This window comes from Arenibacter algicola (genome assembly GCF_018860365.1).
GTDB lineage: Bacteria > Bacteroidota > Bacteroidia > Flavobacteriales > Flavobacteriaceae > Arenibacter > Arenibacter algicola_B.
Window position 1 is genome coordinate 331,935 of record NZ_JAHKPO010000003.1, and the last position, 26,607, is coordinate 358,541.

The following is a 26,607-nucleotide window of genomic DNA, read 5'->3' on the forward strand; positions in this document are numbered from 1 at the left end:
CAAAGTTACAAAACCATACTGAATCCACACAGAGGCCATTTTAAATTAATTGGAATAAATAAGGCTGGCCCGTATGTATGTACTGGCCAGCCTAAAGGATTGTTTAGTTTATGGAATTGTGGATGGACCTTATTTTTCCGGTACAAAGTTCAAGGCCGCCCCGTTTATGCAATGTCTCTCGCCAGTAGTTTTTTTAGGTCCATCGTTAAAAACATGACCTAAGTGGCCACCGCAGGTTGCACAGTGTTCTTCTTTTCTGGCATATCCTAAATCGTAATCCACATCAAAGGCAACATTTCCTTTTATCTCCCTGTCAAAACTAGGCCATCCCGTTCCGGAATCGAACTTGTGGTCGCTTTTGAAAAGCTCGGTTCCACAGGCGGCACAGGTATAAACACCTTTTTGTTTGTTATGCAGTAATTCGCTTGACCCAGGGTTTTCGGTACCTGCCTTTCGCAGCACATAAAACTGCATGTCCGTTAATTGTTTACGCCACTCGGCTTCTGTTTTGGTGACTTTAAATTGCTCCTTTTTTTTAGAATCTATTTTGGATACTTCCTTTTCCTGAGAGGTTCCCTTGCATCCAATAAACATTACACAAAGTGCGAATATTATTTTTTTCATAGCGTATTTTATTTTTTTTTGTGCTTCCTAACATTTAGACGAAATGAGGGTAGCTTCCTTTCATTCCTTGATCTGCGTCAATTCTTGATTTTCGGTTTTAATGTATAAAAATAGCCCTTATTTCTTGAAGGAAATAAGGGCCATTAAAATTTTAGAGCTAATTTTAGTCCAATGTAAATCGCTTAACGTCTTTGTTTTCAACTCCTATAGTTCTCATTACGGCATTAATATTGGATTTATCCAATTTTGATTCAGCATATTGGCTTGGTAGGATAACAATTCTGAACAATTGATTGTCCGTAAATCCGGTATCTAAATTGGAAAGGTCAAAATTTCCGTCAATAAAAAGCTCAACGTCTATAAATGTATGGGTATTGGAATATTGTATGGTTCCTTGAGGTACAAAGAAATTTTGCGGTATCAGGCTCCATGCGTCGGCTGTTGTATTGTCTTGATAATCAATGGAACCATCAAATCGGTATACCAAAACTGCATCAGATTCGTAAACAGGGAAACTTGTAAAATCAGAAAATGTAATAACGTAGGAATAGATGTCTCCTGCAGCATTATAACTGAAGTCAATATTGTCTACTTCAAATACTTGTCCTTGAATGCCATCCTCTCCGTCCTGTCCGTCCGCTCCATCAAAACCATCATAGCCTGGAGGTCCTGCAGGTCCTTCACAGGAGATAAAAAATAAAGCAATAAATGCGCCGAGTACTAGGGTAACTTTTTTCATAATAATTATTTTAGGGATTAATCAATATCTATAAAATGTTATTGTATTTTTATTGTAGTTTCAAAAAGCGTTCCATTTTTTATATCTATACTTGCAAAGTTAGGTTTTAGAGAAAACATTTTGTTCTTATATTCAAGTTACAGAACAAAGTTGTCTTAACTGTGCACTAAATAACGTAATCATGACCAAAGTAGTATCCCATAGTTTATTTACAGATTTTGACATTGATCTATTTAAGGCGGGCAAACATTTCAAATTATATGAAAAGTTGGGATCCCACCTTATTGAAGTCAACGGGGTAAAAGGCACTTATTTTGCCGTTTGGGCGCCTTCTGCGCGTTCCGTTTCTGTGGTGGGCGATTTTAATAGTTGGTACGAAGCAGACCATCAACTGTATGTTCGCTGGGACGGTAGCGGTATCTGGGAGGGGTTCGTTCCCGATTTGGGAAAGGGTACTTTGTACAAATATATTGTTCATTCTACCAATCACGGAGTGGTAACCGAAAAGGCAGACCCCTTTGCCCGAAGCTGTGAACACCCACCTATGACGGCATCTATAGTTTGGGAAGATAAACACCAATGGGGAGACAATACCTGGATGAAGTCCAGAAAGGAAAAAAATGCCCTGGATAAACCATTCGCTGTTTATGAAGTGCATTTGGGATCTTGGAAGCGAAAATCCAATAATGATTATTTGACCTATTCGGAATTGGCCGAAGATTTGGTGAAATATGTTAAGGAGATGAATTTTACCCATGTGGAGTTTATGCCCATTATGGAGTATCCATATGATCCATCATGGGGATATCAATTAACGGGTTATTTTGCCCCTACCTCGAGATTCGGAAAACCTGAAGGGTTTAAATTGTTGGTAGATGCATTGCACCAAAATGGAATTGGGGTTATCTTGGATTGGGTACCATCGCATTTTCCGGAAGATGCGCACGGTTTGGGATTTTTTGACGGCTCCCATCTTTATGAGCATCCCGATAGTAGAAGAGGCTATCACCCGGACTGGAAGAGCTTGATATTTAATTACGGTAGAAATGAGGTAAGGGCATTTTTGATCAGTAATGCCATGTTTTGGTTAGATCAATTCCATGCCGATGCACTGCGTGTAGACGCGGTGGCATCTATGCTATATTTGGATTATTCCAGGGATGAGGGTCAGTGGGAACCCAATATATATGGTAATAATGAGAATTTGGAGGCAATTTCATTTATAAGGGAACTTAATGAAACCGTTTATTCCAATTTTGAGGGAATACAGATGATTGCGGAAGAATCTACCTCCTTTTCAATGGTATCCAAACCAGTGAGTATGGGAGGCCTTGGTTTTGGAATGAAATGGATGATGGGATGGATGCACGATACCTTGGAGTATTTTAAAAAAGAACCCATTTATAGGAAGCACCATCAAAACGATTTGACCTTTAGTGCAACCTATGCCTTTACAGAGAATTTTATGTTGCCCTTTTCCCATGATGAAGTGGTTTATGGTAAACAGTCCCTATTGTATAGGATGCCCGGAGATGAATGGCAGCGTTTTGCCAATTTAAGATTACTTTTTGGGTATATGTATACCCATCCCGGGACCAATTTAATTTTCATGGGCGGGGAATTTGGGCAATCTTCCGAATGGAATTTTCAAAAAAGTTTGGATTGGCATCTTCTACAATATGACTTCCATAGTGGAATTCAAAAATTGGTGAAAGACTTGAACAAGTTATATCAGGAATATCCTGCCCTGTATGAGAAACAATTTAGTCCGGAGGGTTTTCAATGGATAGATTACGGGGACCATCAAAATTCCGTGCTTACCTATATTAGAAAAGGAAATGACCCTAAGCAAAATATCTATGTAGCCTGTAATTTTACCCCGGTTCCAAGGGAAAAATATAGAATGGGAATTTCTAAAACGGGGCAATTAAAGGAAATTTTCAATAGTGATGATACCAAATATGGCGGTACAGGAATGAAAAACGGCACATTGAAAATTGGTAAAACCGCTTGGCATGGATATGATAAGTCTGTGGAAATCAACATTCCACCACTTGGAATAGTCGTTTTTAAGTGATTTTAGGAATTATAATGTTACTGAATATAATTGCACCGCATATCATTTCTTTAATTCACATGAATGTACTTTTTTTGTATTCGCAAATTTAACCACCCATGATCACTAATACTGAACTTGAATACAAAGGCAATTTATACCCCAATACAATTGTTGAATTTCACAGGGATACGGATAAATTGTATTTTACCACCTCAAACGGTGTCATTTTGGAGATGACAATTTTGCGGGACAGTATATTGAGATTTAGATATGCTACCGAAAATATTTTTGAGCCCGATTTTTCTTATGCCATCAGCGAAAATGTTAGTGTTGGGTTTAATCACCTTAAGGTAGAGGAGACTCCAACAGAATATTTGGTATATACCGCCAAACTAAAGGTACTTGTAGATAAAAAGACCCTGAGGACCCAGATTTCGGATCTTGATGGCAATATCATTAATGAGGATGAGCTTGGTTTTCATTGGGAAGAGAACTATGAGTTTGGGGGGAATTCTGTAAAAATGAGCAAGATTACCCAAAATGCCGAGAGTTTCTACGGTTTGGGAGATAAAGCAACACATTCCAACCTTAAGGGCAAACGAGTAAGTAATTGGGTAACGGACCAATACGCCTATGGAAAGGATCAAGATCCTTTGTACAAGGCGATTCCTTTTTTTATAGGCTTGCACAATAATAAGTCCTATGGGATTTTCTTTGACAATACGTTTAAAACAAATTTCGATTTTGCGCATGAGCGCAGAAATGTAACCAGTTTTTGGGCAGATGGGGGAGAGATGAATTATTATTTCATCTACGGTCCACAAATGAGCCAAGTAGTCAAAGCCTACACCAATTTAACAGGGACGCCAGAGTTGCCGCCAATGTGGGCTATGGGTTACCATCAATCCAAATGGAGCTACTATCCGGAAAGTAATGTTAGGGCAATAGCCAAGAATTTTCGAAAAATGAAGATTCCTTGTGATGCCATTTATTTGGACATTGATTATATGGACGGATTTAGGTGTTTTACTTGGGATAAATCGCGTTTTCCGAATCCGAAAAAAATGATTTCGGATTTGGAGGAAAAGGGATTTAAAACGGTTGTAATGATAGATCCGGGCATAAAGATAGATAAGGATTATTGGGTATATCAAGAGGCCATTGAAAATGATTATTTCTGCAAACGGGCCGATGGTGCGTTCATGAAAGGTAAGGTGTGGCCCGGGGAATGTAATTTTCCGGATTTTACCAATCCCAAGGTTAGGGAGTGGTGGGCTGAACTGTATAAGGAAATGATGTCGGAAATTGGTGTCCATGCGGTTTGGAACGATATGAACGAACCAGCAGTTATGGAGGTTCCCACCAAGACGGCACCTTTGGATACCCGTCATGATTATGATGGACATCCTTGTTCGCACAGAAAAGCCCACAATGTATATGGAATGCAGATGGTTCGTGCTACCTATGAGGGCATTAAAAAGTACGTATATCCAAAGCGGCCCTTTGTAATTACCAGGGCGGCATTCGCGGGGACCCAAAGGTTTTCTTCTACATGGACCGGCGATAATATTGCCACATGGGAACATTTATGGATTGCGAATGTACAGGCGCAACGCATGTGTATGAGCGGCTATTCGTTCGTAGGTTCGGATATTGGGGGTTTTGCGGAACAACCCAATGGCGAGCTGTTTGCCAGATGGATTCAATTGGGAGTTTTCCACCCTTTCTGTAGGGTGCATTCCAGTGGTGATCACGGCGATCAGGAGCCATGGTCCTTTGATGACGAAGTAACCAATATTGTGCGCAAATTTATTGAATTGCGCTATCAACTATTGCCATATTTGTATACTATGTTCTACCGGTATTCCAAAGAAGGAGTGCCCATGTTGAAACCATTGGTGCATTTTGATCAAGAAGATCATCAGACGCATTTTAGGACCGATGAATTTATTTTTGGGGAGCAAATCTTGATATGCCCGGTTCATGAACCCAATGCCCAAGGTAGAAGGATGTACCTGCCCAGAGGTACTTGGTACAATTATTGGACCAATGAAGCCGTAGTTGGTGGTATGGAGAAATGGGTGGTAGCAGGTTTGGATAAAATTCCGATCTTTATTAAAGAAGGAGCCATGATTCCGAAATACCCCGTTCAACAATATGTTGGTGAACTGGAAATAAAAGAATTGGTTTTGGATGTATACTTTAAAAATGGTGTTGAAACTTCAACAGTCTACGAGGATGGCCAGGACGGTTATGATTACAAAAAAGGCAGGTACAGTCTTAGAAATTTTAATTTAAAGGGAAAAGCAAACGAACTGCTTATACAGCAGTTTAAGGACGGAAGTTTTATAACATCCTATACAACCTTAAAAATGAATCTTCATGGCTTGCCCTTCAAAATTAAGAAAATACAAATAGATAATGAGTTTGTGGATTTGAAGGATGTTAAGTTAAATGGGAACAACAATATTCATATCAGCAAGGATTTTACTTTGTTACACATTATTGGTGCCTAAATTTTTTGTAATTTTCGGTGAATAAATATTTAATCTTAAGATGAAAAAAATAGTTTTAATAATAATGGTCTTTTTAGGGGTTGCGGCCTGTAAGACCAATCCTTTTACAGGGCAAAAGGTTTTGAACTTTTACCCGAATAGTCAAATTTTTCCAACAGCTTTTGCTCAATATGACCAATTTCTTGGAGAGAACAAGGTAATTACCGGTACAGACGATGCAAAAATGATAACAAAAACAGGTCAGCGTATTGCAGCGGCTGCCGAACGTTGGTTAGCAGCCAATGGTTATCCAGGTTACCTCAAGGATTACAAATGGGAATATAATTTGGTGAATGATGAAACAGTGAACGCTTGGTGTATGCCGGGTGGTAAAATTGTTTTTTATACCGGGATCCTGCCTATATGTCAAGGGGAGACCGGAGTGGCAGTGGTAATGGGCCATGAGGTGGCGCACGCCTTGGCGGACCATGGAGCGCAACGGATGAGCGCCGGCACCTTGCAGCAATTGGGGGCTGTGGCTGGCAATGTGGTGATACAGGATGAGCAAAAAAGGAACATATTCAATCAAGCTTATGGAATTGGTTCCCAGGTTGGGGTAATGCTTCCTTTTAGTAGAAGTCATGAGACAGAAGCCGATAGAATTGGTTTGCAGATTATGGCCATTGCGGGTTATAATCCAGATGAAGCTGCAGAACTTTGGAAGAGAATGCAGGCCAATAGTGGAGGTAGTGCACCGCCAGAGTTTCTAAGTACCCACCCTTCCAACGAAACCCGTATTGCCAACCTTACGGAATGGGCACCTTTGGCCAAAAAAGAAGCGGCTAAATTTGGCATTACTACTTTTCAATAGTGATAGGTAAAATAAAAAATTAAGTACTAATTATAATTGGAAAGCTGCTCTTATAGGAGCAGCTTTTTTTATAAATGACTAGAATCTTTCCTATAAAGGGCAGTAAAAAATTATTAAACGCTTGGGCATTTTATGATTGGGCAAATTCTGTTTATAGCCTTGTAATTTCATCTGCTATATTTCCCATTTTTTATGGGGCCCTGTTCCGGGTGGCCGGAATAGAGAAGGTCGTTGTCTTTGGTGGGGAAATTGCGAGGGCACCCCTAATAAGCTATGTTACCTCGGCTGCGTTTTTGTTTATAGCCCTTATAACACCTATTTTATCCGGTATTGCAGACTATTTGGGGAACAAAAGGCTCTTTATGAAGTTGTTTTGTTACTTGGGGGCATTGTCCTGTATAGGATTATATTGGTTTTCCTTGGAAAATATTTACTTCAGTCTGCTTTGTTATTTTTTTGGATTGGTGGGGTTTTGGGTAAGTTTTGCCTTTAGTAACTCATACCTGCCAGATATTGCTTTTCCAGAACAACAGGATAGAATTAGTGCAAAAGGTTTTTCTCTTGGCTATATTGGAAGTGTTATTTTGCTGCTTTTTAATTTGGCAATGGTCATGAAACCCAATCTCTTTGGAATCGAAACTGACGCTGGCGGAATCGCGGAAATAAAGGCGATGAGGTATTCATTTCTAACGGTAGGCCTTTGGTGGATAGGATTTTCCCAGTATAGTTTTTATTTTCTTCCCAAAGGGTTTAAAAGGGAAGGGGTTAGGCAACATATAATACTTAATGGTTTTAGAGAGCTAAAGAATGTATGGCATCAAATGGCAGGGCAATTAAAATTGAAACGATATTTGGCCGCCTTTTTTATCTATAGCATGGCTGTACAGACCGTTATGTTGATTGCAACTTATTTTGGGGAAGAGGAGATTCAATGGAATTCGGATTCCGAAAGAACAACAGGATTGATTGTTAGTATCCTTCTTATTCAGCTTGTTGCCATTGCTGGGGCAACGCTTACCGCCAAGGCATCCAAAACCTTCGGCAATATTGGGACACTTATTGTGGTGAATATACTTTGGGTATTGATTTGCATTTATGCTTATTTTTTGATTACGCCTATCGATTTTTATATAGCAGCAGGGTGTGTGGGTATCGTTATGGGTGGGATTCAGGCGCTTTCTAGGTCCACCTATTCCAAATTTTTACCAGAAACCACAGATACTGCATCTTTTTTTAGTTTTTATGATGTAGCGGAAAAGATAGGAATTGTTATAGGCACTTTCTTATATGGTTTTGCGGCCCAATATTTTGGAAGTATGCGATACGCCATTATTTTGCTTGGATTGTTTTTTATGGCAGGCGCATTTCTTCTGACCAGGGTAAATAGGGCCAGGGGAATATAAGTTCTTAAGGTAGTATTTTCATTTATTGCATGGTTATGTCTCCAGATCCTGAAACCTTAGTATTAATTTTTTCAGGATTGCCCCGATAATCTATATCGCCCGAACCAGATACTTTTGCGTTTATTTCCTTATTAGCGGTTACCTTTACATTTGCCGAACCCGAAACAGTGGCATCCACATGGTCGGCACTTAGGTCATAGGCATTGATATTCCCAGATCCTGAGATAGATACATCTAAATCGGTTGTTTTTCCACTTAATACCATATCCCCGGAACCGGACATACTTGCTTTCAAGGATTTTACCTCGAGTGCTAGGGAAATGTCTCCTGAGCCCGATATTGTGGTTTCAAAAAAATCGGCTTTTAAGGTCTTTTTACTAACAATATCCCCAGAGCCAGATAAACTCAAGGCACTTATGCTTTCTACAGGAATGGTTATGGAAACCCCTTTTCTCCAAGAAGACGGATTTAGGTTATATCCGTTTTTGACTTTAATGGTTAATTTATTCCCATTAACTTCGGTTGTAATATGGTCCAATATATTTTGTTCTCCCACTAACGTGAGCAAACCTTCCTTGCCTTCTACCAAATCAATATCGAAGAATCCTGAAATTGCAATTTGATCGTAGTGCTTTGTGGTTCTCTCGATGGTAACCTGATTACCGTTTCCTCTTATTTTATTGTTTCTTTGGGCGCTAATGCTACCAAGGATAAATAGACTGAGTAGGGTGGTTGTTATGTGTTTCATCTTTATCTGTTTAAAGTTATTTTTTATTAAATGAAATCCCGCCGTATTCACTTGTAATAGTCATTAGATTGCCACTGTTTTGACTTCCGTAATAGCCTTTAAAGTATTTTTGGTGGGATTTTTCGTTGCTAATGTTTATTTCGAATTCATCCTTTCCACTTACCCCTGCATATTTTGTGTCGATTTCAAAATCGAAATGATAAGCTGGGGAGTACCCTATTTTTATGCCGGTGTAATCCGTGTTTATCCGAAGGTTTTTGGCATCAGCTGCCATCTCATCAATTTTCACTGACCCGTAGCTCGATTTTATATCCACGTTGCCATGTATTGTTCCCAAGCTTACATTTATATAATCACCATTGCCCTGAATATTTCTGGCCTGCCCGATTTCCAATTTGCCATAATCGCAAACATAGGACAGGTCTTCCATTGTTTGGACCGTGGCGTTGGTGTAGTCGGCAACAATATCCAGATTCCCTGCCTTTTCAATGGTAAAGCCGGAATAATCGGCATTGATTTTGCCGCTATTTATATAACCAATGGTAGATTTGGAGGTATAATCGAAGGATAATTGGTTGCTTCTCCCGTGTAGTTCCCCAATTTCCAATCGTCCATAGTCGCAATTAATTTTGGCGTGGCCGTCTATTCTGTCCAAAATAATACTACCATAGTCGTTACTAAGATTAACACTGTTCTTTATGGGGATTTTAACCGTATAGTTTACTTGCATATTTACATTATTGCTGCTGCCCCAATTCCATCCCCAACTATTTTTATCCTTGTTAAAGATGGTAGTGGCAGAAACCATAGTGCTGTTGCCCTCAAAATCCACGGTAATTTCATCCAGCTTACGCTGTACCTTATCTTCGTTGTCCCCAGTGGTCTTAATATGGACCTCTATGGTTATCCTATCCTGGTTCCAAGAGCTTATATTTAAATTTCCATAGCTATTATCGATTTTCAATAAGGCTTCCAGATTTACTTTGTACTCTTTTTTAATGGTTTTTTCCTTGGTGTATTTACCTCTAGGCATATCATTGTTGGAAAAAGAACTGATGGGAACAAGCCATAACAAGGCGAGTATATATCTAAGCCGTAATATTTTCATTTTTGTAGTTTTTAAAATTTTTAATTTCTTCAATTTGCTCCAACACTTCATTCAATAGATCTATTCTGGTCTGAAAATTGGTGATCATGGCACTTAATATCAGTTTGCTATTGCCGCCATCCAATAGATCCTGCTCCATTTTTTTGTAATCCCTATCCAAGTTCTTAAGTTGGATCATGGTATCGGCAATCAATTTTTGAGTCTCGGGTGTACTTTCATTTTGCATTTTTTTTACCTGATCCTCTATTACACTGGCAAAGTAGTATTCGGTGTTGGTGATTTCCGGGGAAATTTTGGAAACCTGCTGTTGCACGCTTGGGGATGTATATAGGAAATTGAATCCTAGGGAGCATAATATTAGCACAGCAGCGGCTATGGATAGAGGTTTCCATCCGAAACGTTTCCTTTTGGTTTTTACTACCGCTGTAGACGAGGCTTCTAATTTTGTGAAGAACCTTTGTCTGTGGCCATCTACCGGTTCTGCTGTATCAAAGGAGCCTTTTAATTCCCCAAACAGTTTTTCTATAGGATCAACTTCCATGGTATTCGATATTTAATTTTTGCCTCAGGCTTTCTTTTGCCCTTGAAATCATTGTTCTGCAATTGGCATAACTCAAATTCATTATTTCGCATATTTCTTCGTAATCATATCCTTCAATTAAATGTAAGGTCAAAGAAATTCTGTAATTGTCTTTTAACAGCTTCATGGTTTCAATCACTTTTTGAGCCTTTAGTTCAATCATTCCATTATCTGGGACATATCCATCATTATCTTCGACCTTGTACATTACATTTCCAAGATCGACTTCCTGGCGTTTTAACCTTTTTTTATATTGATGAATACTGTTGTTGACCACGATTCGCTTTAGCCAGGCCCCAAAGGAAACTTCTCCCTTAAATTGGTCCAGTTTGGTCAATGCGCTTAATAGCGATTCCTGCATTACATCTTCTGCAATAGCGCTGTCTTTTACAATCCTATAGGAAACATTGTACATTCCCTTGTAATAGCGATTGTAAATTTCTAGTTGCGCGTTCCGGTTGCCGTTTAAGCACAATGGTAACAACTCATCAATATGTCTCTTTTCTAGGCTCAAAAAGGTATTGGTTTGCTTAATAGATGAGGTAATTTATGGAATGTTACAGTTTATTTATAAAAAGATTTTCCTTGTTGGCATAAGAATTGCCCAAATAGAAATAAAAGGAAATGCTAGAATCCTCAACCTCCTGATTATTATAGGGAAAGAAGGTATACACAGGATTAAATATAAATTATTTTTCTGTCTAACAATGACAGAATGACCGAAAATAGAATATGGCTAAAACAAAAAACATACAATTTGACACTATGTCATTGCAGGGGATTGATGAGGATGCGGAGTTAATACCCTTGATGACACCTGAAGATGAGGAGGAAATTAACAATGAAAAGTTGCCCGAAACCTTGCCTATATTGCCGTTGCGTAATACTGTATTGTTTCCCGGTGTGGTAATTCCTATTACAGCAGGAAGGGATAAGTCCATTAAATTGATAAAGGATGCCAATAACGGATCAAAGGTTATTGGTGTGGTGGCCCAAAAGGATGAGGAAACAGAAAATCCCGGTGTAAAGGATATCAATACTTTGGGGACTGTGGCGAGAATTTTAAGGGTGCTGCAAATGCCCGATGGGAACACTACCGTGATCATTCAGGGTAAAAAACGATTTGAAGTAGCCGAAGTGCTTACTGAAAAGCCTTACATCACCGCTACCGTGAGGGAAACAACCGAAGTTAGACCGGCACGAGACGACAAGGAGTTTAGGGCAATCATAGATACTATAAAAGAATTGTCATTGCAGATTATTAGGGACAATCCCAATATCCCCAGTGAGGCTTCTTTTGCTATAAAAAATATACAGAGCGATTCTTTTCTGATAAATTTTGTCTCCTCCAATCTCAACTTGAGCGTAAAGGACAAACAGGAATTATTGGAGATTGGCAGCTTACAGGATCGTGCATTGGCTACCCTTAAATATATGAACATTGAGCTTCAGAAGCTGGAACTGAAAAATGATATTCAGTCAAAGGTTCGAACTGATATGGATCAGCAACAACGGGAGTATTATCTTCATCAGCAAATGAAAACCATCCAAGAGGAATTGGGAGGACTTTCTTATGAAGAGGAAGTGGATGAGATGCGTAAAAAGGCCAAAAAGAAAAAATGGAGCAAAGCCGTTGCCGAGCACTTTGAGAAGGAATTGGCCAAAATGCAACGGATGAATCCGCAGGTGGCCGAGTATTCCATTCAGCGTAATTATTTGGATCTGTTTTTGGAGCTTCCCTGGAATGAATATTCCAAGGATAAGTTCGATTTAAAAAGGGCCCAAAAAATATTGGATAGGGACCATTATGGTCTGGAAGATGTAAAAAGAAGGATTATTGAATATTTGGCGGTGCTAAAATTGAGGAATGATATGAAATCGCCTATCCTATGCCTATTTGGACCTCCGGGAGTTGGTAAAACCTCCTTGGGTAAATCTGTGGCCGAGGCATTGGGAAGGGAATATGTACGAATTTCACTTGGTGGTCTCAGGGACGAGGCCGAGATTCGTGGGCACCGTAAAACCTATATAGGAGCCATGCCCGGTAGAATTATTCAAAGTTTAAAAAAGGCAGGTAAGTCTAATCCTGTTTTTATTTTGGATGAAATAGATAAACTGTCCAATAGCCATCAAGGTGATCCTTCCTCGGCTATGTTGGAGGTATTGGATCCCGAACAAAACAATGAGTTTCATGATAACTTTTTGGAAATGGGCTACGACCTATCCAAAGTAATGTTCATTGCTACGGCCAATAGCTTAGCGGAAATACAGCCTGCCCTAAGGGATAGGATGGAAATTATACATGTAACCGGGTATACCATAGAGGAAAAGGTGGAAATTGCAAAAAGGCATCTATTGCCAAAGCAGTTAAAGGAGCATGGCTTAAGTGTAAATCATCTGAAAATTGGGAAGCCTCAATTGGAAAAGATTGTCGAGGGGTATACCAGGGAATCCGGGGTAAGGTCTTTGGAAAAACAAATAGCCAAAATGGTACGGCATGCCGCAAAATCTATTGCAATGGATGAGGAATACAACCAAAAGGTTTCCTTTGAAGATGTTGAAAAGGTTTTGGGACCTGCACGAATGGAAAGGGATAAATACGAGAATAATGATGTGGCGGGTGTGGTTACAGGATTGGCCTGGACCAGTGTTGGAGGTGATATTTTGTTCATTGAGTCCATTTTGTCCAGGGGAAAAGGGAATCTGACCATTACAGGTAACTTGGGTACGGTGATGAAGGAGTCTGCCACAATAGCTATGGAGTATATTAAATCCAATTCGGATAGGTATGGTATTGATCCAGAAGTATTCGATAAATACAATGTGCATATTCACGTTCCGGAAGGGGCTACGCCAAAAGACGGACCCAGTGCGGGAATTACCATGTTGACCTCTTTGGTGTCCTTGTTTACCCAGAAAAAAATAAAAAAGAGTCTGGCCATGACGGGAGAAATTACCCTAAGGGGCAAAGTACTTCCTGTGGGAGGGATAAAGGAGAAGATTTTGGCTGCAAAGCGGGCGAAAATTAAGGAAATCATACTTTGTGAGGATAACAGAAAGGATATTTTGGAAATCAAGGAGGATTATTTAAAGGGCCTTACTTTTCATTATGTGAACGACATGCAGGAGGTAATAGATATTGCCATTACAGATGAGTCCGTTAAAAATCCAAAGCAACTTTAAAGAGATTTTTATTATCAATAGATCAAAAGCACCTACTAATAAGTGGGTGCTTTTGTATTTTACGGGAAGCTTTCCCTTGTCAAAATGTTAATATTTACACTTGTCAATACGCTGCAATTGAGCAATTCTTACTATTTTTAGACCCATGGGAAAGATAACTATTGCAATTGATGGATATTCATCTACAGGAAAAAGTACTATCGCCAAACAGTTGGCGAAGGCATTGGATTATGTTTATGTAGATACCGGGGCCATGTACAGGGCGGTAACACTTTTTGCTATGCGCCAAGGCTTTATTGGGGGTGAAAAAGACGATCTGGAAGGATTGGTCAATGCTCTGCCCACTGTGGATCTTAAATTTGTCTACAATAAATCCCTTGGGTTTTCCGAGATGTATTTGAATGGGGAGAATGTAGAGAAGGAAATTCGGACCTTGCCGGTTTCCCAACAAGTGAGCAAGATTGCCACCATTGAGAAAGTTAGGTTGAAATTGGTGGGGATGCAACAGGAAATGGGCAAGAAGAAAGGAGTTGTTATGGATGGCAGGGATATAGGGACCGTGGTCTTTCCCAATGCCGAATTTAAGATTTTTATGACCGCTTCTCCAGAAACTAGGGCGTTTAGAAGATATAAGGAGCTTTTGGACAAGGGGGAGAAGGTCTCGTATAAAGAAGTGTTGAAGAACGTTCAGACCAGGGATTACATTGACTCCCATCGCGAATTTTCACCCTTGAGAAAAGCGGATGATGCCATAGAATTTGATAACAGTGATATGGGCTTAAAGGAACAATTGGAACGCATATATAATTTTGCTCTCCGTAAAATTGAAGGAAAATAGAAATTTCTTTTTATTGATCCCTTGAATATTAATTCGGGCGCAGTCAGGAAGTTTGTAACCCTGGCTGCGCCCGAATTTAATTTGTGCTTCCCCTAGTTCGGGATAACCAAAACTTGGTCTGGGTGAATAACATCCGGATTTTTTAGGATGTTAGTGTTTGCCTCAAAGATTTTCTTGTATTTCATAGGGTCGCCATAGTATTTTTTGGCAATCTTACTAAGGGACTCTCCACTTTTTACGGTGTGTCTGTGATAAACACTTTCGTCGGCTACGGTAATATTGGCTTTAATATCCGAAGGATTTTCTCCGCCCAATTCTTTTATTTTATCCCACAAAAGATTTTTCTCGTACTGGGTTGCGGCCTGCCCTTTTATTTTTAGAATACCTGCTTCCTCACTTACATCACCATCCTTTATTTTTAACTGCTCGCCAAGGTTTAAGACAGCTTGATATTTTGCTTTAACACTCATAATTATATTTTTTTAACGGTTAATATTTGTGGCCTCAAGATAGGGATTCTAAGTATAGTTTTCATCAATTTTCGGAAAATAGTAAAGTAATTGTCATTCATCTCATTTTAAGGTTTGTAAAACCATTTTTTAGTTGTATTTTTGCACTCCTTTTTTAGCAAAGCATCGAGAGGAAAAAGGAAAGAAAAGAAAATCTATATAACTTCTTCTGTGGTAATTGTTAGCTCTTGTAACCCCATGGAATACAAATTTATAATCAGCAAATGGCTGAAGAAAAAACAACAGTTGAGGTAGAAGAAACTACCGAAGCTACACAAGAAACAAAAGTAGAAACCCAAGCGCAAGATCCAAAAGAGTTTTTGGAGAATTTTGATTGGGACAAGTACGAGCAAGGAATAGAGCGCGTTGATGATTCCAAATTAAAGGAATTTGAAAGCTTGGTCGCTGAAAACTTTGTAGATACTGCAGACGAAGAAGTAGTACAGGGAACAGTAGTGTACCTTACAGAACGTGAGGCGATTATTGATATTAATGCCAAATCTGAAGGTGTTATTTCACTGAACGAATTCCGATACAATCCTGACCTAAAGGTTGGTGATAAGGTAGAGGTGTTGATCGATATCCGTGAGGATAAAAGTGGACAGTTGGTGCTTTCACACAGAAAGGCAAGAACTATTATGGCTTGGGATCGTGTAAATGCGGCCCATGACAAAGAGGAGATTGTTAGTGGTTTTGTAAAATGCAGAACCAAAGGTGGTATGATCGTGGATGTTTTTGGAATTGAGGCATTCTTACCAGGTTCACAAATAGATGTTAAGCCAATCCGTGATTACGATCAGTATGTAAACAAAACTATGGAATTCAAAGTGGTTAAGATAAACCACGAATTCAAAAACGTAGTTGTTTCGCATAAGGCGTTGATCGAGGCTGATATTGAAGAACAGAAAAAAGAGATCATTGGTCAATTGGAAAAAGGACAGGTTCTTGAAGGTGTTGTTAAAAACATTACTTCTTACGGTGTCTTTATTGATCTTGGTGGTGTTGATGGATTGGTACATATTACTGATCTTTCTTGGAGCAGAATCAACCATCCAAATGAAGTGGTGGAATTGGATCAGAAATTGAACGTTGTTATCCTTGACTTTGATGAGAACAAATCTAGAATCCAGTTAGGTCTTAAGCAATTGGAGAAACATCCTTGGGATGCACTTAGCGAAGACATTAAAATTGGAGACAAAGTTAAAGGTAAGGTAGTTGTTATAGCTGACTACGGTGCATTTATCGAAGTTGCAGAAGGTGTTGAAGGATTGATCCACGTTTCTGAAATGTCTTGGTCTACACATTTACGTTCCGCACAGGATTTCGTAAAAGTTGGTGACGAGGTAGAAGCTGTAGTATTGACCTTGGATAGGGAAGACCGTAAAATGTCTCTTGGAATTAAGCAATTAACTCCAGATCCATGGACTGATATCACTAGCAAATATCCTGTTGGATCTAAGCATAAAGGTATTGTTCGTAATTTCACCAATTTTGGTGTGTTTGTTGAATTGGAAGAAGGAATAGACGGGTTGATCTACATCTCAGATCTTTCTTGGACCAAGAAAATTAAGCATCCATCAGAGTTTGTAACCGTAGGTGATACTTTAGAAGTTGAAGTATTGGAATTGGATGTTGAAGGTCGTAAACTAAGTTTGGGACACAAACAGACAACAGAAAATCCTTGGGATAAGTACGAAACTGAATTTGCTTTAGATACAGTTCACAAAGGAACTATCGCTGAAATAGTGGATAAAGGAGCAACTATCGATTTTAACGAGGATATCGTTGCCTTTGTACCATCACGTCATTTAGAAAAAGAAGATGGCAAGAAATTGGTAAAAGGTGAAGAGGCCGAGTTCAAAATCATTGAGTTCAACAAAGAATTCAAAAGGGTTGTAGCTAGTCATACCGCTATCTTTAGAGAAGAGGAACAACGTAATGTAAAAGCTGCCGTTAAAAAAGCTGCAGCCTCTGCTGATGAAGCTAAGCCTACCATAGGTGATGCCAATGAAGCATTGCAAGCGTTGAAAGATAAAATGGAAGCTAACGACAAGAAAAAGAAGTAAGCTTTTAGATTATTTATATAAAGGAGCCCTGGCATATGTCAGGGCTTTTTTATTGGTAAAATATTTGGGATTCAGATGTCTTTTAGGCTAGTAATTGAAGGTGTGTTGAATTCCCGGGTTAAGATTGCTTCGGACGTCTAAAAAGTGCAACCCTTGGGTTCTCAGGGCATTGCGTGGGGGTTCAAAATACTAATTTCTGTTCTCTAGCGGTCTTTTGTCTTTATGGCGACAATATTAAATAGAAATCCCTACTTTTGTATTTCAAAAGCATTGGCCAAATCATCTATGAGTCAAAAAGTATTACTTTCTTCCAAAGAAATAAATATTATCCTGCATCGCCTGGCTTGTCAATTATTAGAAAACCATCTCGATTTTAAAAATACCGTTCTTATAGGGATACAACCTAGGGGAATATTTCTGGCTTCACGCCTTGCCAAGATCCTTAAAGAGGACTACGGGGTAAAGAATATAGATTTGGGATTCTTGGATATAACATTTTATCGCGATGATTTTAGGAGAGGTGACAAGACCTTGGAAGCCAACAAGACCAAAATCGATTTTCTTGTAGAGGATAAGAAAGTAGTTTTTGTGGATGATGTACTTTATACAGGCAGAAGCATAAGGGCAGCTTTAACGGCAATACAGTCTTTTGGAAGGCCGTTGGAAATTGAGTTGTTGACATTGATCGATCGGCGTTTTAGCAGGCATTTGCCCATTCAGCCCAATTATAGGGGGAGGCAAGTAGATGCCATAAATGGAGAAAAAGTTAAGGTAATGTGGGAGGAAAATGATGGGGAGGATGTAATATATTTAGTAAAGACATAGATATGGGCGAATTAAGTGTAAAACACTTGTTGGGAATCAAGTATCTGAAGGAATCGGATATTCAGCTCATTTTTGAAACGGCAGATCACTTTAAGGAAGTGATCAACCGATCTATCAAAAAAGTTCCTTCCCTACGAGATATTACCATAGCCAATATATTTTTTGAAAACAGTACCCGTACACGACTTTCCTTTGAGTTGGCGGAAAAGAGGTTGTCCGCAGATGTTGTTAATTTTTCTGCAGCACAATCTTCCGTGAAAAAAGGGGAGACCTTGATAGATACAGTAAATAATATTCTTTCAATGAAGGTAGATATGGTGGTAATGCGCCATCCCAACCCTGGAGCTGGAATATTCCTTTCCAAACATGTTAAGGCCTCTATAGTCAATGCTGGTGATGGTGCCCATGAGCATCCCACCCAAGCCTTGTTGGATTCCTATTCCATTAGAGAAAAATTAGGGGATGTAGCAGGTAAAAATGTGGTCATCGTAGGAGATATTCTTCATTCACGGGTGGCACTTTCCAATATCTTCGCCTTGCAATTACAGGGTGCCAATGTAAAGGTTTGTGGACCTAAAACATTGATTCCTAAACATATAGAATCCTTAGGTGTTACCGTGGAAACCAATTTGCGAAAAGCGTTGAACTGGTGCGATGTTGCCAATATGCTACGTATTCAGAATGAAAGACTGGATATTAGTTATTTCCCTACAACAAGGGAGTACACCCAGCAGTTTGGGGTTAATAAGGCTTTGTTGAATAGCTTGGATAAGGAAATTGTAATTATGCACCCGGGTCCCATTAACCGTGGAGTGGAAATAACCAGTGATGTGGCGGATTCCAAACAATCCATTATATTGAACCAGGTAGAAAATGGGGTCGCCATACGTATGGCAGTGATTTATTTGTTGGCGTCAAAAATTAAATAATAGGCCTATGATTTTGGATAAAGAAGGGAATGTAACTACGGTTCTTCAAGAAAATATCTCATTAAACAAGTTTCTATCCAATTTTAGGGACATGTATCCTAAGATTAAGAACGATCATATTATTGTGAATCTTTTTTCCTTTTCAAAACTGACTTCCAACGACGTTTTGGAATTTTTGGAGCTCTCCGATGCTCATCGGAAAACTAAAAAATCCTTCGTTTTGGTTACCGGAAAAGTATCCTATGATGAGGTCCCAGATCGCATCTGTGTGGTGCCTACCATTCAGGAGGCTAAGGATATTATAGAAATGGAGGAGATCGAAAGGGACTTGGACCTTTAAGAATTTATAATTTATAAGTGATAGTGGGAGTAAGATTTTTATTGAAGTAAATGCCAAAGTTATTAGGTTGTTGCTGTCGATTAGGTGTCTTTTAAATATAACCAGGGAATAATCTTCCATTTTCCACTTTCAATATTTCATTTTTATGAAACTAACTGTATTGGGTTGTTATGCTGCAACACCAAGATCTTTGAACAATCCTACGTCACAAGTACTTGAGATTAAGAATCAATTGTTTTTAATAGACTGTGGAGAAGGAACACAGGTACAATTGCGTAAGAGCAAGATAAAGTTTTCCCGTATCAATCATATTTTAATATCGCATTTGCACGGAGACCATTTTTTTGGCTTGCCAGGGTTAATATCTACTTTTAGGTTATTGGGCAGGACCAATGAATTGCATGTATATGGCCCAAAAGGAATTAAGGAGGCGATTACCTTATTTCTTAAATTAGGGGATTCATGGACCAATTACCCCCTAATTTTTCACGAATTAACTTCAACAGAGCCCGAAAGGATTTATGAGGATGACAAGGTGTCCATAACCACAATTCCTTTAGAACACAGGATATATACCAATGGTTTTCTGATAAAGGAGCAGCTGGGCGAACGCAAATTAAATGTAAAAGCTGTAGCCAAATACAAAATAGACAAATGTTATTTTCAGAATATCAAGAACGGCAAAGACATTGTTTTGGATAATAATAGTGTTATCCCCAATGCCTTGTTGACTTTTGATCCTCCCGCTCCCAAAAGTTATGCTTTTTGTAGTGACACGGCATTTTCAGCCAAAATTATTCCTTGGATCCGGAATGTGGATGTGTTGTATCATGAGGCCACATTCTTGGAGACAGAAAAAAGATTGGCTCCGAAAACAAAACATGCCACCGCCAAAGAGGCCGCTACCATTGCCAAGGAAGCTAATGTAGGGATGTTGATATTGGGACATTTTTCAACTAGATATCAATCTCTGGACCTTTTTAAGGAAGAGGCCCAAACCATATTTCCAAATGTGGAGCTAGCGGACGATGGCAAGGAGTTTGAACTTTAGTCCAAATAAAACGTAATATTGTTACTAAGACTTGACTGTTTTTATTTTAAAGCTATTTGCTTTCCTTGTTAGTCCATACTCCTTAAAATTTATGCTTGAGTTATTGGGCATAAACATTGTTTTGGAGGGGCTATTGCCAAACTATAATTGTGTGTAATTATATCGGTCAATCCTTGGTTTCTAGAGTTTAAAAAAACTCCACTTACTTTTCGTGTTTCAGTTTGTTTTATGCAATTTTGTATAGTAACTTTTCACGATAATAATATCCAAGAGTACATATGCAAAAAGACCTAGGGAATTACAGGAAATCCTATGAAAAAAGCTCTCTTACAGAAGAGGTTATTTCGGATAACCCTATGGAGTTGTTTCAAAAATGGTTTTATGAGGTTGAGGCATCAGATGGGGTAGATGAACCCAATGCCATGACGGTCTCTACCATAGGTTTGGACGGGTTTCCAAAGAACAGGGTGGTATTGTTGAAAAAGTACACCTTTGAAGGTTTTATTTTTTATACCAATTATGAAAGTGAAAAGGGTAGGGCCATAACCCAAAACCCCAATGTTTGCATTTCCTTTTTTTGGCCCAATATGGAAAGGCAGGTCATAATTAAGGGAAGAGCGGAGAAAATTGCTGAAAATTTATCTGATGGCTATTTTGAATCGCGACCCGATGGTAGCAAGCTAGGTGCAATAGTCTCCAACCAGAGCGAGGTGGTTCCGAGTAGGGATTATTTGGAGAAGAAATTAAAGGATTTGGAGAAGGAATATGAAAATAAGGAGATAGAGCGTCCCAAATATTGGGGCGGATTTATTGTAAAGCCTGTGTCCATTGAATTCTGGCAAGGACGGCCCAATAGATTGCACGATAGGATACGTTATAGTCTTCAGGCCAATTTCGATTGGAAAATTGAAAGGTTGGCCCCTTGACGCTTGGCCAACGCATTGGATTTGAATGGTAATGGGGATGTGCCAATTACTATGTGGTAAAAAAAGGTAATGAACAATTTACACGCTCTCCATTTTTGATTTTCTTTTTTAGGAATGAATTAAAATGATTTAAACGTATGAAAACGGTAATATTGGTAAGGCACGGAAAATCGTCATGGGAATACAATGTTTCCGACAGGGACAGGCCCCTAATGGAAAGGGGTATAAAGGATGTAAATAAGGTGGCAAAGGAATTTTCGTCCAATATAATCCATATTGATGCGGCCTATTCCAGTCCCGCCAATAGGGCTTTGCATACCGCTATGATTTTTTTAAGAACTATAAACTTTCCATATACAAAATTTGAACTGTCCAATGAACTTTATGATTTTTCAGGGGAGGACGTATACCGATTTGTTAAGGGATTGAACAATGACTTGGATACGGTAATTATTTTTGGACACAACGAAGCTTTTACACATATTGCCAATTCTCTGGGAAACATGTATATTGACAATGTTCCCACCAGTGGGCTGGTACAATTAAAATTTGACATAAACGATTGGAGTGCCGTGACAAAAGGAATTACGGTACAGACACTTTTTCCAAAACAATTAAAAGAATGATCAAGAGTAAAAATCAATATATAAACAGAGAAATTAGTTGGTTAAGTTTTAATGAGAGGGTTTTACAGGAAAGTGCGGACAAGAATGTTCCTTTAATAGAGCGCCTTCGATTTTTAGGGATATTTTCCAATAATTTGGATGAATTTTTTAAGGTAAGGTATGCAACCGTTAAAAGAATTGTAGAAGCAGGCAGATCTGGTAAAAGTGTCTTGGGCGGGGAAACGGCAAAAGATCTACTCGAGGAAATTACCGAAATCGTAATTAAGCAGCAAACCAAAAGTTTAAAGATCTTAAGTGATATTGAAAAGGAACTGGAAACCCAGAATATTTTTTTGATCAATGAAAAAAAAATAACGGAGTCCCAATGTTCCTTTATTAAAAATTATTTCATCGAAAAGGTCAGTCCAGTTTTGATGACCATTATTTTAAACGATTTGGCCGGCTTCCCTATGCTGAAGGATACTGCGGCCTATCTTGCGGTAAAATTAATATTAAAGAAAGAGCCCGGCAGCAAATCCAATGTCAAAGAAAAGCGGTATGCACTTATTGAAATTCCTAAGGGTATAGATCGTTTTGTGGTGTTGCCCAAGGAGGGCGACAAAAACTATATCATCATTCTTGATGATCTTATCAGGTATTGTCTGGGGAGTATTTTTAATATGTTCGACTATGAATCCATATCTGCACATATGATCAAAATTACCCGTGATGCCGAGTTGGATATGGATAACGACCTGAGCAAGAGCTTTATTGAAAAAATATCGTCCAGTGTGGAGCATAGGAAAATAAGTGATCCTGTGCGTTTTGTTTACGATAAGAGCATTGGTAAGGATACCCTCGATTTCTTAAAGGAAAAAATGGATATTGAGGATACGGATAGTGTAATTCCAGGAGGAAGATATCACAATAGACGTGACTATATGGGCTTTCCAAGTTTGGGAAGAAATGATTTAATGTACGATAAGATATCTCCATTGCCCGTTAAGGGAATTTCAATGGAAGGAAGCCTTTTTGAGCGGATATCGGAAAAGGATTTCCTGCAGTATACCCCATACCAGACCTTTTCCTATATCATTAAATTTTTAAGGGAAGCAGCCTTGGATCCCAAGGTGAGAAATATCAAGATTACGGTATATAGATTGGCCGATAACTCCCAAGTGGCGGCATCCTTGATAAACGCCGTAAAAAATGGAAAACACGTTACAGTGCAGATAGAATTGCAGGCCAGGTTCGACGAACAGGCCAATATTGAATATGCGGAACAGTTACAGGCAGAGGGGGTAAAGCTTATATTCGGTGTTCGCGGCTTAAAAGTGCATAGTAAAATATGTCTTGTAGAGAGGGAAGAGGGTACGCAAATTAAACGCTACGGGTTTGTTAGTACTGGAAACTTTAATGAATCAACGGCCCGTATCTATACGGATTATACCTTATTCACGGCACATGACGGTATATTGAAGGAATTGAACAAAGTTTTCGATTTCTTTGAGACTACCTATAAGATCAATAAATACAAACATCTTATAGTTTCTCCCCACTACACCAAAAATGTGTTCAAGAAGTTGATCGATAAGGAAATTCAAAATGCAAAGGCAGGCAAAGAGGCTTATATAAAGATAAAAATGAACAGCTTTACGTCATATAAAATGGTAGATAAGCTGTATGAAGCCAGTAGGGCGGGTGTAAAAATTCAGCTTATTATCAGGGGTATTTGCTGCTTGGTGCCAGGTGTTAAGGGCATGAGCGAAAACATAGAGGCCATTAGTATTGTGGATAAATTTTTGGAGCATCCTAGAATCTTCATTTTTGGAAATGATGGCAATTCAAAAGTATATATCTCCTCTGCCGATTGGATGACGAGAAATTTGGATTATCGTGTAGAAGTCGGAGTGCCGATATATGATGGTGACGTAAAGCAGGAACTTCTGGATACCTTTGATATTTCTTGGAGGGATAACGTAAAGGCAAGGATGTTTTCTGAAAGACACGATAATGCATATAGAAAGAACAATAACCCCAAAGTGCGTTCACAATTCGCTACCTATGATTATTACCTCAATAAATTGAATTCCTAAAAAAAACAGCTACTTTGAAAGTACGGAAATATGCCGCTATAGATATTGGCTCCAATGCTATACGCTTACTTACCCATAACGTAATTGAAGAAGAAGGGAAAGATACCCTCTTTAGAAAAAGTGCCCTGGTACGATTGCCTATCAGGCTTGGGGAGGATGTGTTTAAAAATGGGACTATTTCCAAACGCAATGAAGAACGCTTGTTGAATGCTATGAAGGCGTTTCAACTTTTAATGGAAGTACATGGGGTGGAAAAATATATGGCCTGTGCTACTTCGGCCATGAGGGAAGCTGATAATGGGCAGCTGGTTATTGATAATATATTAGAGGCTTCAGGCGTACAGATTCAACTTATAGACGGGGAAAGGGAGGCTTCAATTATAGCCTCTACAGACCTTAAGAATTTGATAAGGAAAGATGAGACTTATCTTTATATAGATGTGGGCGGAGGGAGTACGGAGTTCACTGTATTTTCTGAAGGGAAAATAAAAATTTCGGAATCCTTTAAGATTGGAACCGTTCGGCTCCTGAACGGTATGGTAAATGATTCTATGTGGAACGATCTGGAACTCTGGCTAAAGAAACACGTTAAGGGGCTGCCCAATTTATCGATCATTGGTTCTGGGGGAAACATTAATAAACTACACAAAATGTCCGGTCGAAAGGAAGGAGAGTCCCTGTCTTATATTTGGCTAAGGGCGCAATATCATTTTCTGGCCAGCTTAACTTTTGAGGAAAGGGTTTCGGAATTGGGACTAAATCCTGATAGGGCAGATGTAATTATTCCTGCAACACAAATTTTTGTCTCTTCTGCCAAGTGGATCGGAGCCAAAAAAATTCATGTACCCAAAATAGGGTTGTCAGACGGAATTATTAAAACACTGTACTATACCAAAGACTAAGGGATTATGGTACAGAAGTTGGATTTATTGGACCTTTTTGCCGAAAGGCAATTTAGCCGTGTACGGTTTCAGTATTGCCCAGATCCTTCATGATCGATGCTTCATAAGTTAGTAGAGCGTCCCATTTCTTGTCCACCTCCTTGCGATCTCCATACGTGCGGGCGAAGTTTAAAAACATGGTGTAATGACCTGCTTCACTGATCATTAGTTTATGGTAAAAATCTGCCAGCTCTTTATCTTGTAATTGCTCGGATAGCAATCTAAAGCGTTCACAGCTCCGGGCCTCAATTAATGCAGCATATAACAATCGGTGCACTAACTGGGTGGTTCTGCTGCCTCCCTTCGGGAAAAACTTTAATAATGCTATGACGTAGTCGTCCTTTCTGTCTCTTCCCAATGTTTTTCCACGGGCTAATATGCGGTCATGTACCATTTTAAAATGTCCCATTTCCTCCCTGGACAAGGCTATCATTTCTTGGGTAAGTTCCGTGTATTCGGGAAAGCTCACGATCAATGAAATAGCCGTGCTTGCCGCCTTTTGCTCGCAATAGGCATGGTCCGTTAATATTTCATCAATATTTTTCTCAACAATGTTGACCCATCTTGGGTCTGTGGGTAACTTTAAACCTAACATAGCACAATTTTCTATTTCAAAAATAGAAAGAATACCATAAACCGCGGTAATTAATGCTGATATAGTTTTATATTTAAGCCTTCTTTGTAGGCATTGTGCAATAATTTGAATTACACATAGGCTTACTATATGTTTTATTAAAATTTATGGTTTAACACTGAACAAATATATTGTAATATGTTATTTAAAAATATCGGTACCCAGCTTCTGAAAATTTTAGAGGATAATGTGGACAATGAAAATAAGCAATGGCTGTTTTCAAAAATTGAAGGCATTGTGGAATCAGAGTCCACAAAGGATTTATATCTGACCTATAGCTTGGTACCCACAAAAATTAGATCGGAAAAAGATTTGTCGCTCTTATTGGATGATAAGGAGTTAAAGGGTTACCTTGAAATACAACATGCAAACCTTCAGCAGATAGGTAGAATCTATTTGCTTTATAGGGTGTTGGAGGCCAAGGAGGATTTTTTTAAGGCCAAGGTGGCCAATATTATTGAAGTGGCGGATAAGAGTGAACTTGAGACCTTCCTTAAATTTTTGGTGTTGTTGCCGCATCCAGAAAACTATAAAGTACAGGCCGTGGAGGCACTTAGGACCAATATCTCTACTGTTTTTGATGCTATAGCGTTGAACAATCCTTATCCTGCTCTTTATTTTAATGAACAGCAATGGAACCAAATGTACCTTAAGGCTGCATTTATGCAGCAAAATCTTAATGAAATAGTGCAGGTAGAACAACGGGGAAACAAGGAGCTTACAAGAATTATTTCGGATTACGCCCATGAGCGTTGGGCGGCATCAAGGGAAATAGATCCCTGCTTTTGGAGGCCAGTGAGCAATTTTATGAACGAAAAACTCTTAAAGGACATGAAAAGATTATTTTCGAGCGAAAATATTGCCGAACGAAAAGCTGCCGCTCTTTGTTGTTACCACTCCAATTCCAGTGAAGCGAAGGCATTGTTGACAGAATTTCCTGCGCTTGTAAAAGGAATCGAAAATGGTAATATTACTTGGCAGAACCTTAAAGAATAGTGTTACATTTTAAAAATAAAAAGAGCGGCTCAACAGTAACA

General features: G+C 39.0%; 24 protein-coding genes. 16 read left to right on the forward strand and 8 right to left on the reverse strand.

The genetic code is table 11. From position 1 onward, the window contains the following. Positions 1-129: 129 nt before the first annotated feature. Both msrB and KO529_RS03425 read right to left on the reverse strand, forming a co-directional pair. Positions 130-624, reverse strand: a complete 495-nt coding sequence (gene msrB / locus KO529_RS03420; RefSeq protein WP_215946511.1) for a peptide-methionine (R)-S-oxide reductase MsrB — start codon at positions 622-624, stop codon at positions 130-132. Positions 625-787: 163 nt separating this feature from the next. Beyond that, a complete protein-coding gene (locus KO529_RS03425) occupies positions 788-1,363 on the reverse strand; it encodes a collagen-like triple helix repeat-containing protein (protein ID WP_215946512.1) in 576 nt (191 codons plus the stop codon). 181 nt (positions 1,364-1,544) lie between these two features. Between KO529_RS03425 and glgB the strand changes: the two genes are divergently transcribed. The 4 genes from glgB (at position 1,545) to KO529_RS03445 (ending at position 8,191) form a co-directional block, all read left to right on the forward strand. Further along, complete coding sequence (gene glgB / locus KO529_RS03430) at positions 1,545-3,440, forward strand: 1,4-alpha-glucan branching protein GlgB (RefSeq protein ID WP_215946513.1); 1,896 nt, start codon at positions 1,545-1,547, stop codon at positions 3,438-3,440. 98 nt (positions 3,441-3,538) lie between these two features. After that, positions 3,539-5,938 (forward strand): glycoside hydrolase family 31 protein, encoded by a 2,400-nt coding sequence (locus tag KO529_RS03435; protein ID WP_215946514.1) that lies wholly within the window; start codon positions 3,539-3,541, stop codon positions 5,936-5,938. Positions 5,939-5,978: 40 nt separating this feature from the next. Continuing rightward, complete coding sequence (locus KO529_RS03440; RefSeq protein WP_215946515.1) at positions 5,979-6,788, forward strand: M48 family metallopeptidase; 810 nt, start codon at positions 5,979-5,981, stop codon at positions 6,786-6,788. A 74-nt stretch (positions 6,789-6,862) separates the two neighbouring features. Beyond that, the gene (locus KO529_RS03445) at positions 6,863-8,191 is read left to right on the forward strand and encodes an MFS transporter (protein ID WP_215946516.1); all 1,329 of its coding nucleotides are present in this window, start codon (positions 6,863-6,865) and stop codon (positions 8,189-8,191) included. A 22-nt stretch (positions 8,192-8,213) separates the two neighbouring features. Here KO529_RS03445 and KO529_RS03450 read toward each other — a convergent pair whose 3' ends face one another. Genes KO529_RS03450 through KO529_RS03465 form a run of 4 tightly spaced genes read right to left on the reverse strand, consistent with a single transcriptional unit; the run spans position 8,214 to position 11,141 of the window. Continuing rightward, positions 8,214-8,939 carry a head GIN domain-containing protein gene (locus KO529_RS03450; protein WP_215946517.1) on the reverse strand — a complete coding sequence of 242 codons (726 nt, stop codon included), beginning with the start codon at positions 8,937-8,939 and terminating at the stop codon, positions 8,214-8,216. 16 nt (positions 8,940-8,955) lie between these two features. Beyond that, on the reverse strand, positions 8,956-10,047 hold the full coding sequence (locus KO529_RS03455; RefSeq protein ID WP_215946518.1) for a hypothetical protein: 1,092 nt from the start codon (positions 10,045-10,047) through the stop codon (positions 8,956-8,958). Beyond that, positions 10,028-10,588 (reverse strand): hypothetical protein, encoded by a 561-nt coding sequence (locus KO529_RS03460; protein WP_215946519.1) that lies wholly within the window; start codon positions 10,586-10,588, stop codon positions 10,028-10,030. The genes KO529_RS03455 and KO529_RS03460 overlap by 20 nt, the downstream gene beginning before the upstream one ends. Next, positions 10,578-11,141, reverse strand: a complete 564-nt coding sequence (locus tag KO529_RS03465) for an RNA polymerase sigma factor (protein WP_215946520.1) — start codon at positions 11,139-11,141, stop codon at positions 10,578-10,580. Before KO529_RS03465 ends, KO529_RS03460 begins: the two co-directional genes overlap by 11 nt. A gap of 218 nt (positions 11,142-11,359) precedes the next feature. Here KO529_RS03465 and lon point away from each other — a divergent pair, with 218 nt between their 5' ends. Beyond that, entirely contained in the window at positions 11,360-13,810 is a 2,451-nt protein-coding gene (gene lon, locus KO529_RS03470; RefSeq protein WP_252734292.1) for an endopeptidase La, read from the forward strand. A 145-nt stretch (positions 13,811-13,955) separates the two neighbouring features. Next, complete coding sequence (gene cmk / locus KO529_RS03475) at positions 13,956-14,648, forward strand: (d)CMP kinase (RefSeq protein ID WP_215946521.1); 693 nt, start codon at positions 13,956-13,958, stop codon at positions 14,646-14,648. 92 nt (positions 14,649-14,740) lie between these two features. On the opposite strand, the gene KO529_RS03480 is transcribed toward cmk, so the two are convergent. Further along, complete coding sequence (locus tag KO529_RS03480; protein ID WP_110357789.1) at positions 14,741-15,118, reverse strand: LysM peptidoglycan-binding domain-containing protein; 378 nt, start codon at positions 15,116-15,118, stop codon at positions 14,741-14,743. Between the two features lie 263 nt (positions 15,119-15,381). On the opposite strand from KO529_RS03480, the gene rpsA reads away from it, so the two are divergent. From rpsA to KO529_RS03525, 9 genes are all read left to right on the forward strand, one after another. After that, positions 15,382-17,223 carry a 30S ribosomal protein S1 gene (gene rpsA / locus KO529_RS03485; RefSeq protein ID WP_215946522.1) on the forward strand — a complete coding sequence of 614 codons (1,842 nt, stop codon included), beginning with the start codon at positions 15,382-15,384 and terminating at the stop codon, positions 17,221-17,223. A gap of 285 nt (positions 17,224-17,508) precedes the next feature. Continuing rightward, positions 17,509-18,048, forward strand: coding sequence for a bifunctional pyr operon transcriptional regulator/uracil phosphoribosyltransferase PyrR (gene pyrR, locus KO529_RS03490; protein WP_085496012.1), 540 nt, complete (start codon positions 17,509-17,511; stop codon positions 18,046-18,048). Between the two features lie 2 nt (positions 18,049-18,050). Next, a complete protein-coding gene (locus KO529_RS03495; RefSeq protein ID WP_215946523.1) occupies positions 18,051-18,977 on the forward strand; it encodes an aspartate carbamoyltransferase catalytic subunit in 927 nt (308 codons plus the stop codon). 7 nt (positions 18,978-18,984) lie between these two features. Continuing rightward, on the forward strand, positions 18,985-19,317 hold the full coding sequence (locus tag KO529_RS03500) for a ribonuclease Z (RefSeq protein ID WP_215946524.1): 333 nt from the start codon (positions 18,985-18,987) through the stop codon (positions 19,315-19,317). Positions 19,318-19,462: 145 nt separating this feature from the next. Continuing rightward, positions 19,463-20,368 (forward strand): ribonuclease Z, encoded by a 906-nt coding sequence (locus KO529_RS03505; RefSeq protein ID WP_215946525.1) that lies wholly within the window; start codon positions 19,463-19,465, stop codon positions 20,366-20,368. A gap of 278 nt (positions 20,369-20,646) precedes the next feature. Then, entirely contained in the window at positions 20,647-21,294 is a 648-nt protein-coding gene (gene pdxH, locus KO529_RS03510) for a pyridoxamine 5'-phosphate oxidase (protein ID WP_215946526.1), read from the forward strand. A gap of 137 nt (positions 21,295-21,431) precedes the next feature. After that, on the forward strand, positions 21,432-21,920 hold the full coding sequence (locus tag KO529_RS03515; protein ID WP_215946527.1) for a SixA phosphatase family protein: 489 nt from the start codon (positions 21,432-21,434) through the stop codon (positions 21,918-21,920). Beyond that, positions 21,917-23,995: a polyphosphate kinase 1 gene (gene ppk1, locus KO529_RS03520; protein ID WP_215946528.1), complete on the forward strand. Its 2,079-nt coding sequence runs from the start codon at positions 21,917-21,919 to the stop codon at positions 23,993-23,995. The genes KO529_RS03515 and ppk1 overlap by 4 nt, the downstream gene beginning before the upstream one ends. A 14-nt stretch (positions 23,996-24,009) precedes the next feature. Beyond that, positions 24,010-24,897: a Ppx/GppA phosphatase family protein gene (locus KO529_RS03525; protein WP_215946529.1), complete on the forward strand. Its 888-nt coding sequence runs from the start codon at positions 24,010-24,012 to the stop codon at positions 24,895-24,897. Positions 24,898-24,949: 52 nt separating this feature from the next. On the opposite strand, the gene KO529_RS03530 is transcribed toward KO529_RS03525, so the two are convergent. Next, positions 24,950-25,531: a tRNA-(ms[2]io[6]A)-hydroxylase gene (locus KO529_RS03530; RefSeq protein WP_215946530.1), complete on the reverse strand. Its 582-nt coding sequence runs from the start codon at positions 25,529-25,531 to the stop codon at positions 24,950-24,952. A 177-nt stretch (positions 25,532-25,708) separates the two neighbouring features. Between KO529_RS03530 and KO529_RS03535 the strand changes: the two genes are divergently transcribed. Continuing rightward, positions 25,709-26,566 carry an EboA domain-containing protein gene (locus KO529_RS03535; protein WP_215946531.1) on the forward strand — a complete coding sequence of 286 codons (858 nt, stop codon included), beginning with the start codon at positions 25,709-25,711 and terminating at the stop codon, positions 26,564-26,566. Positions 26,567-26,607: the final 41 nt, after the last annotated feature.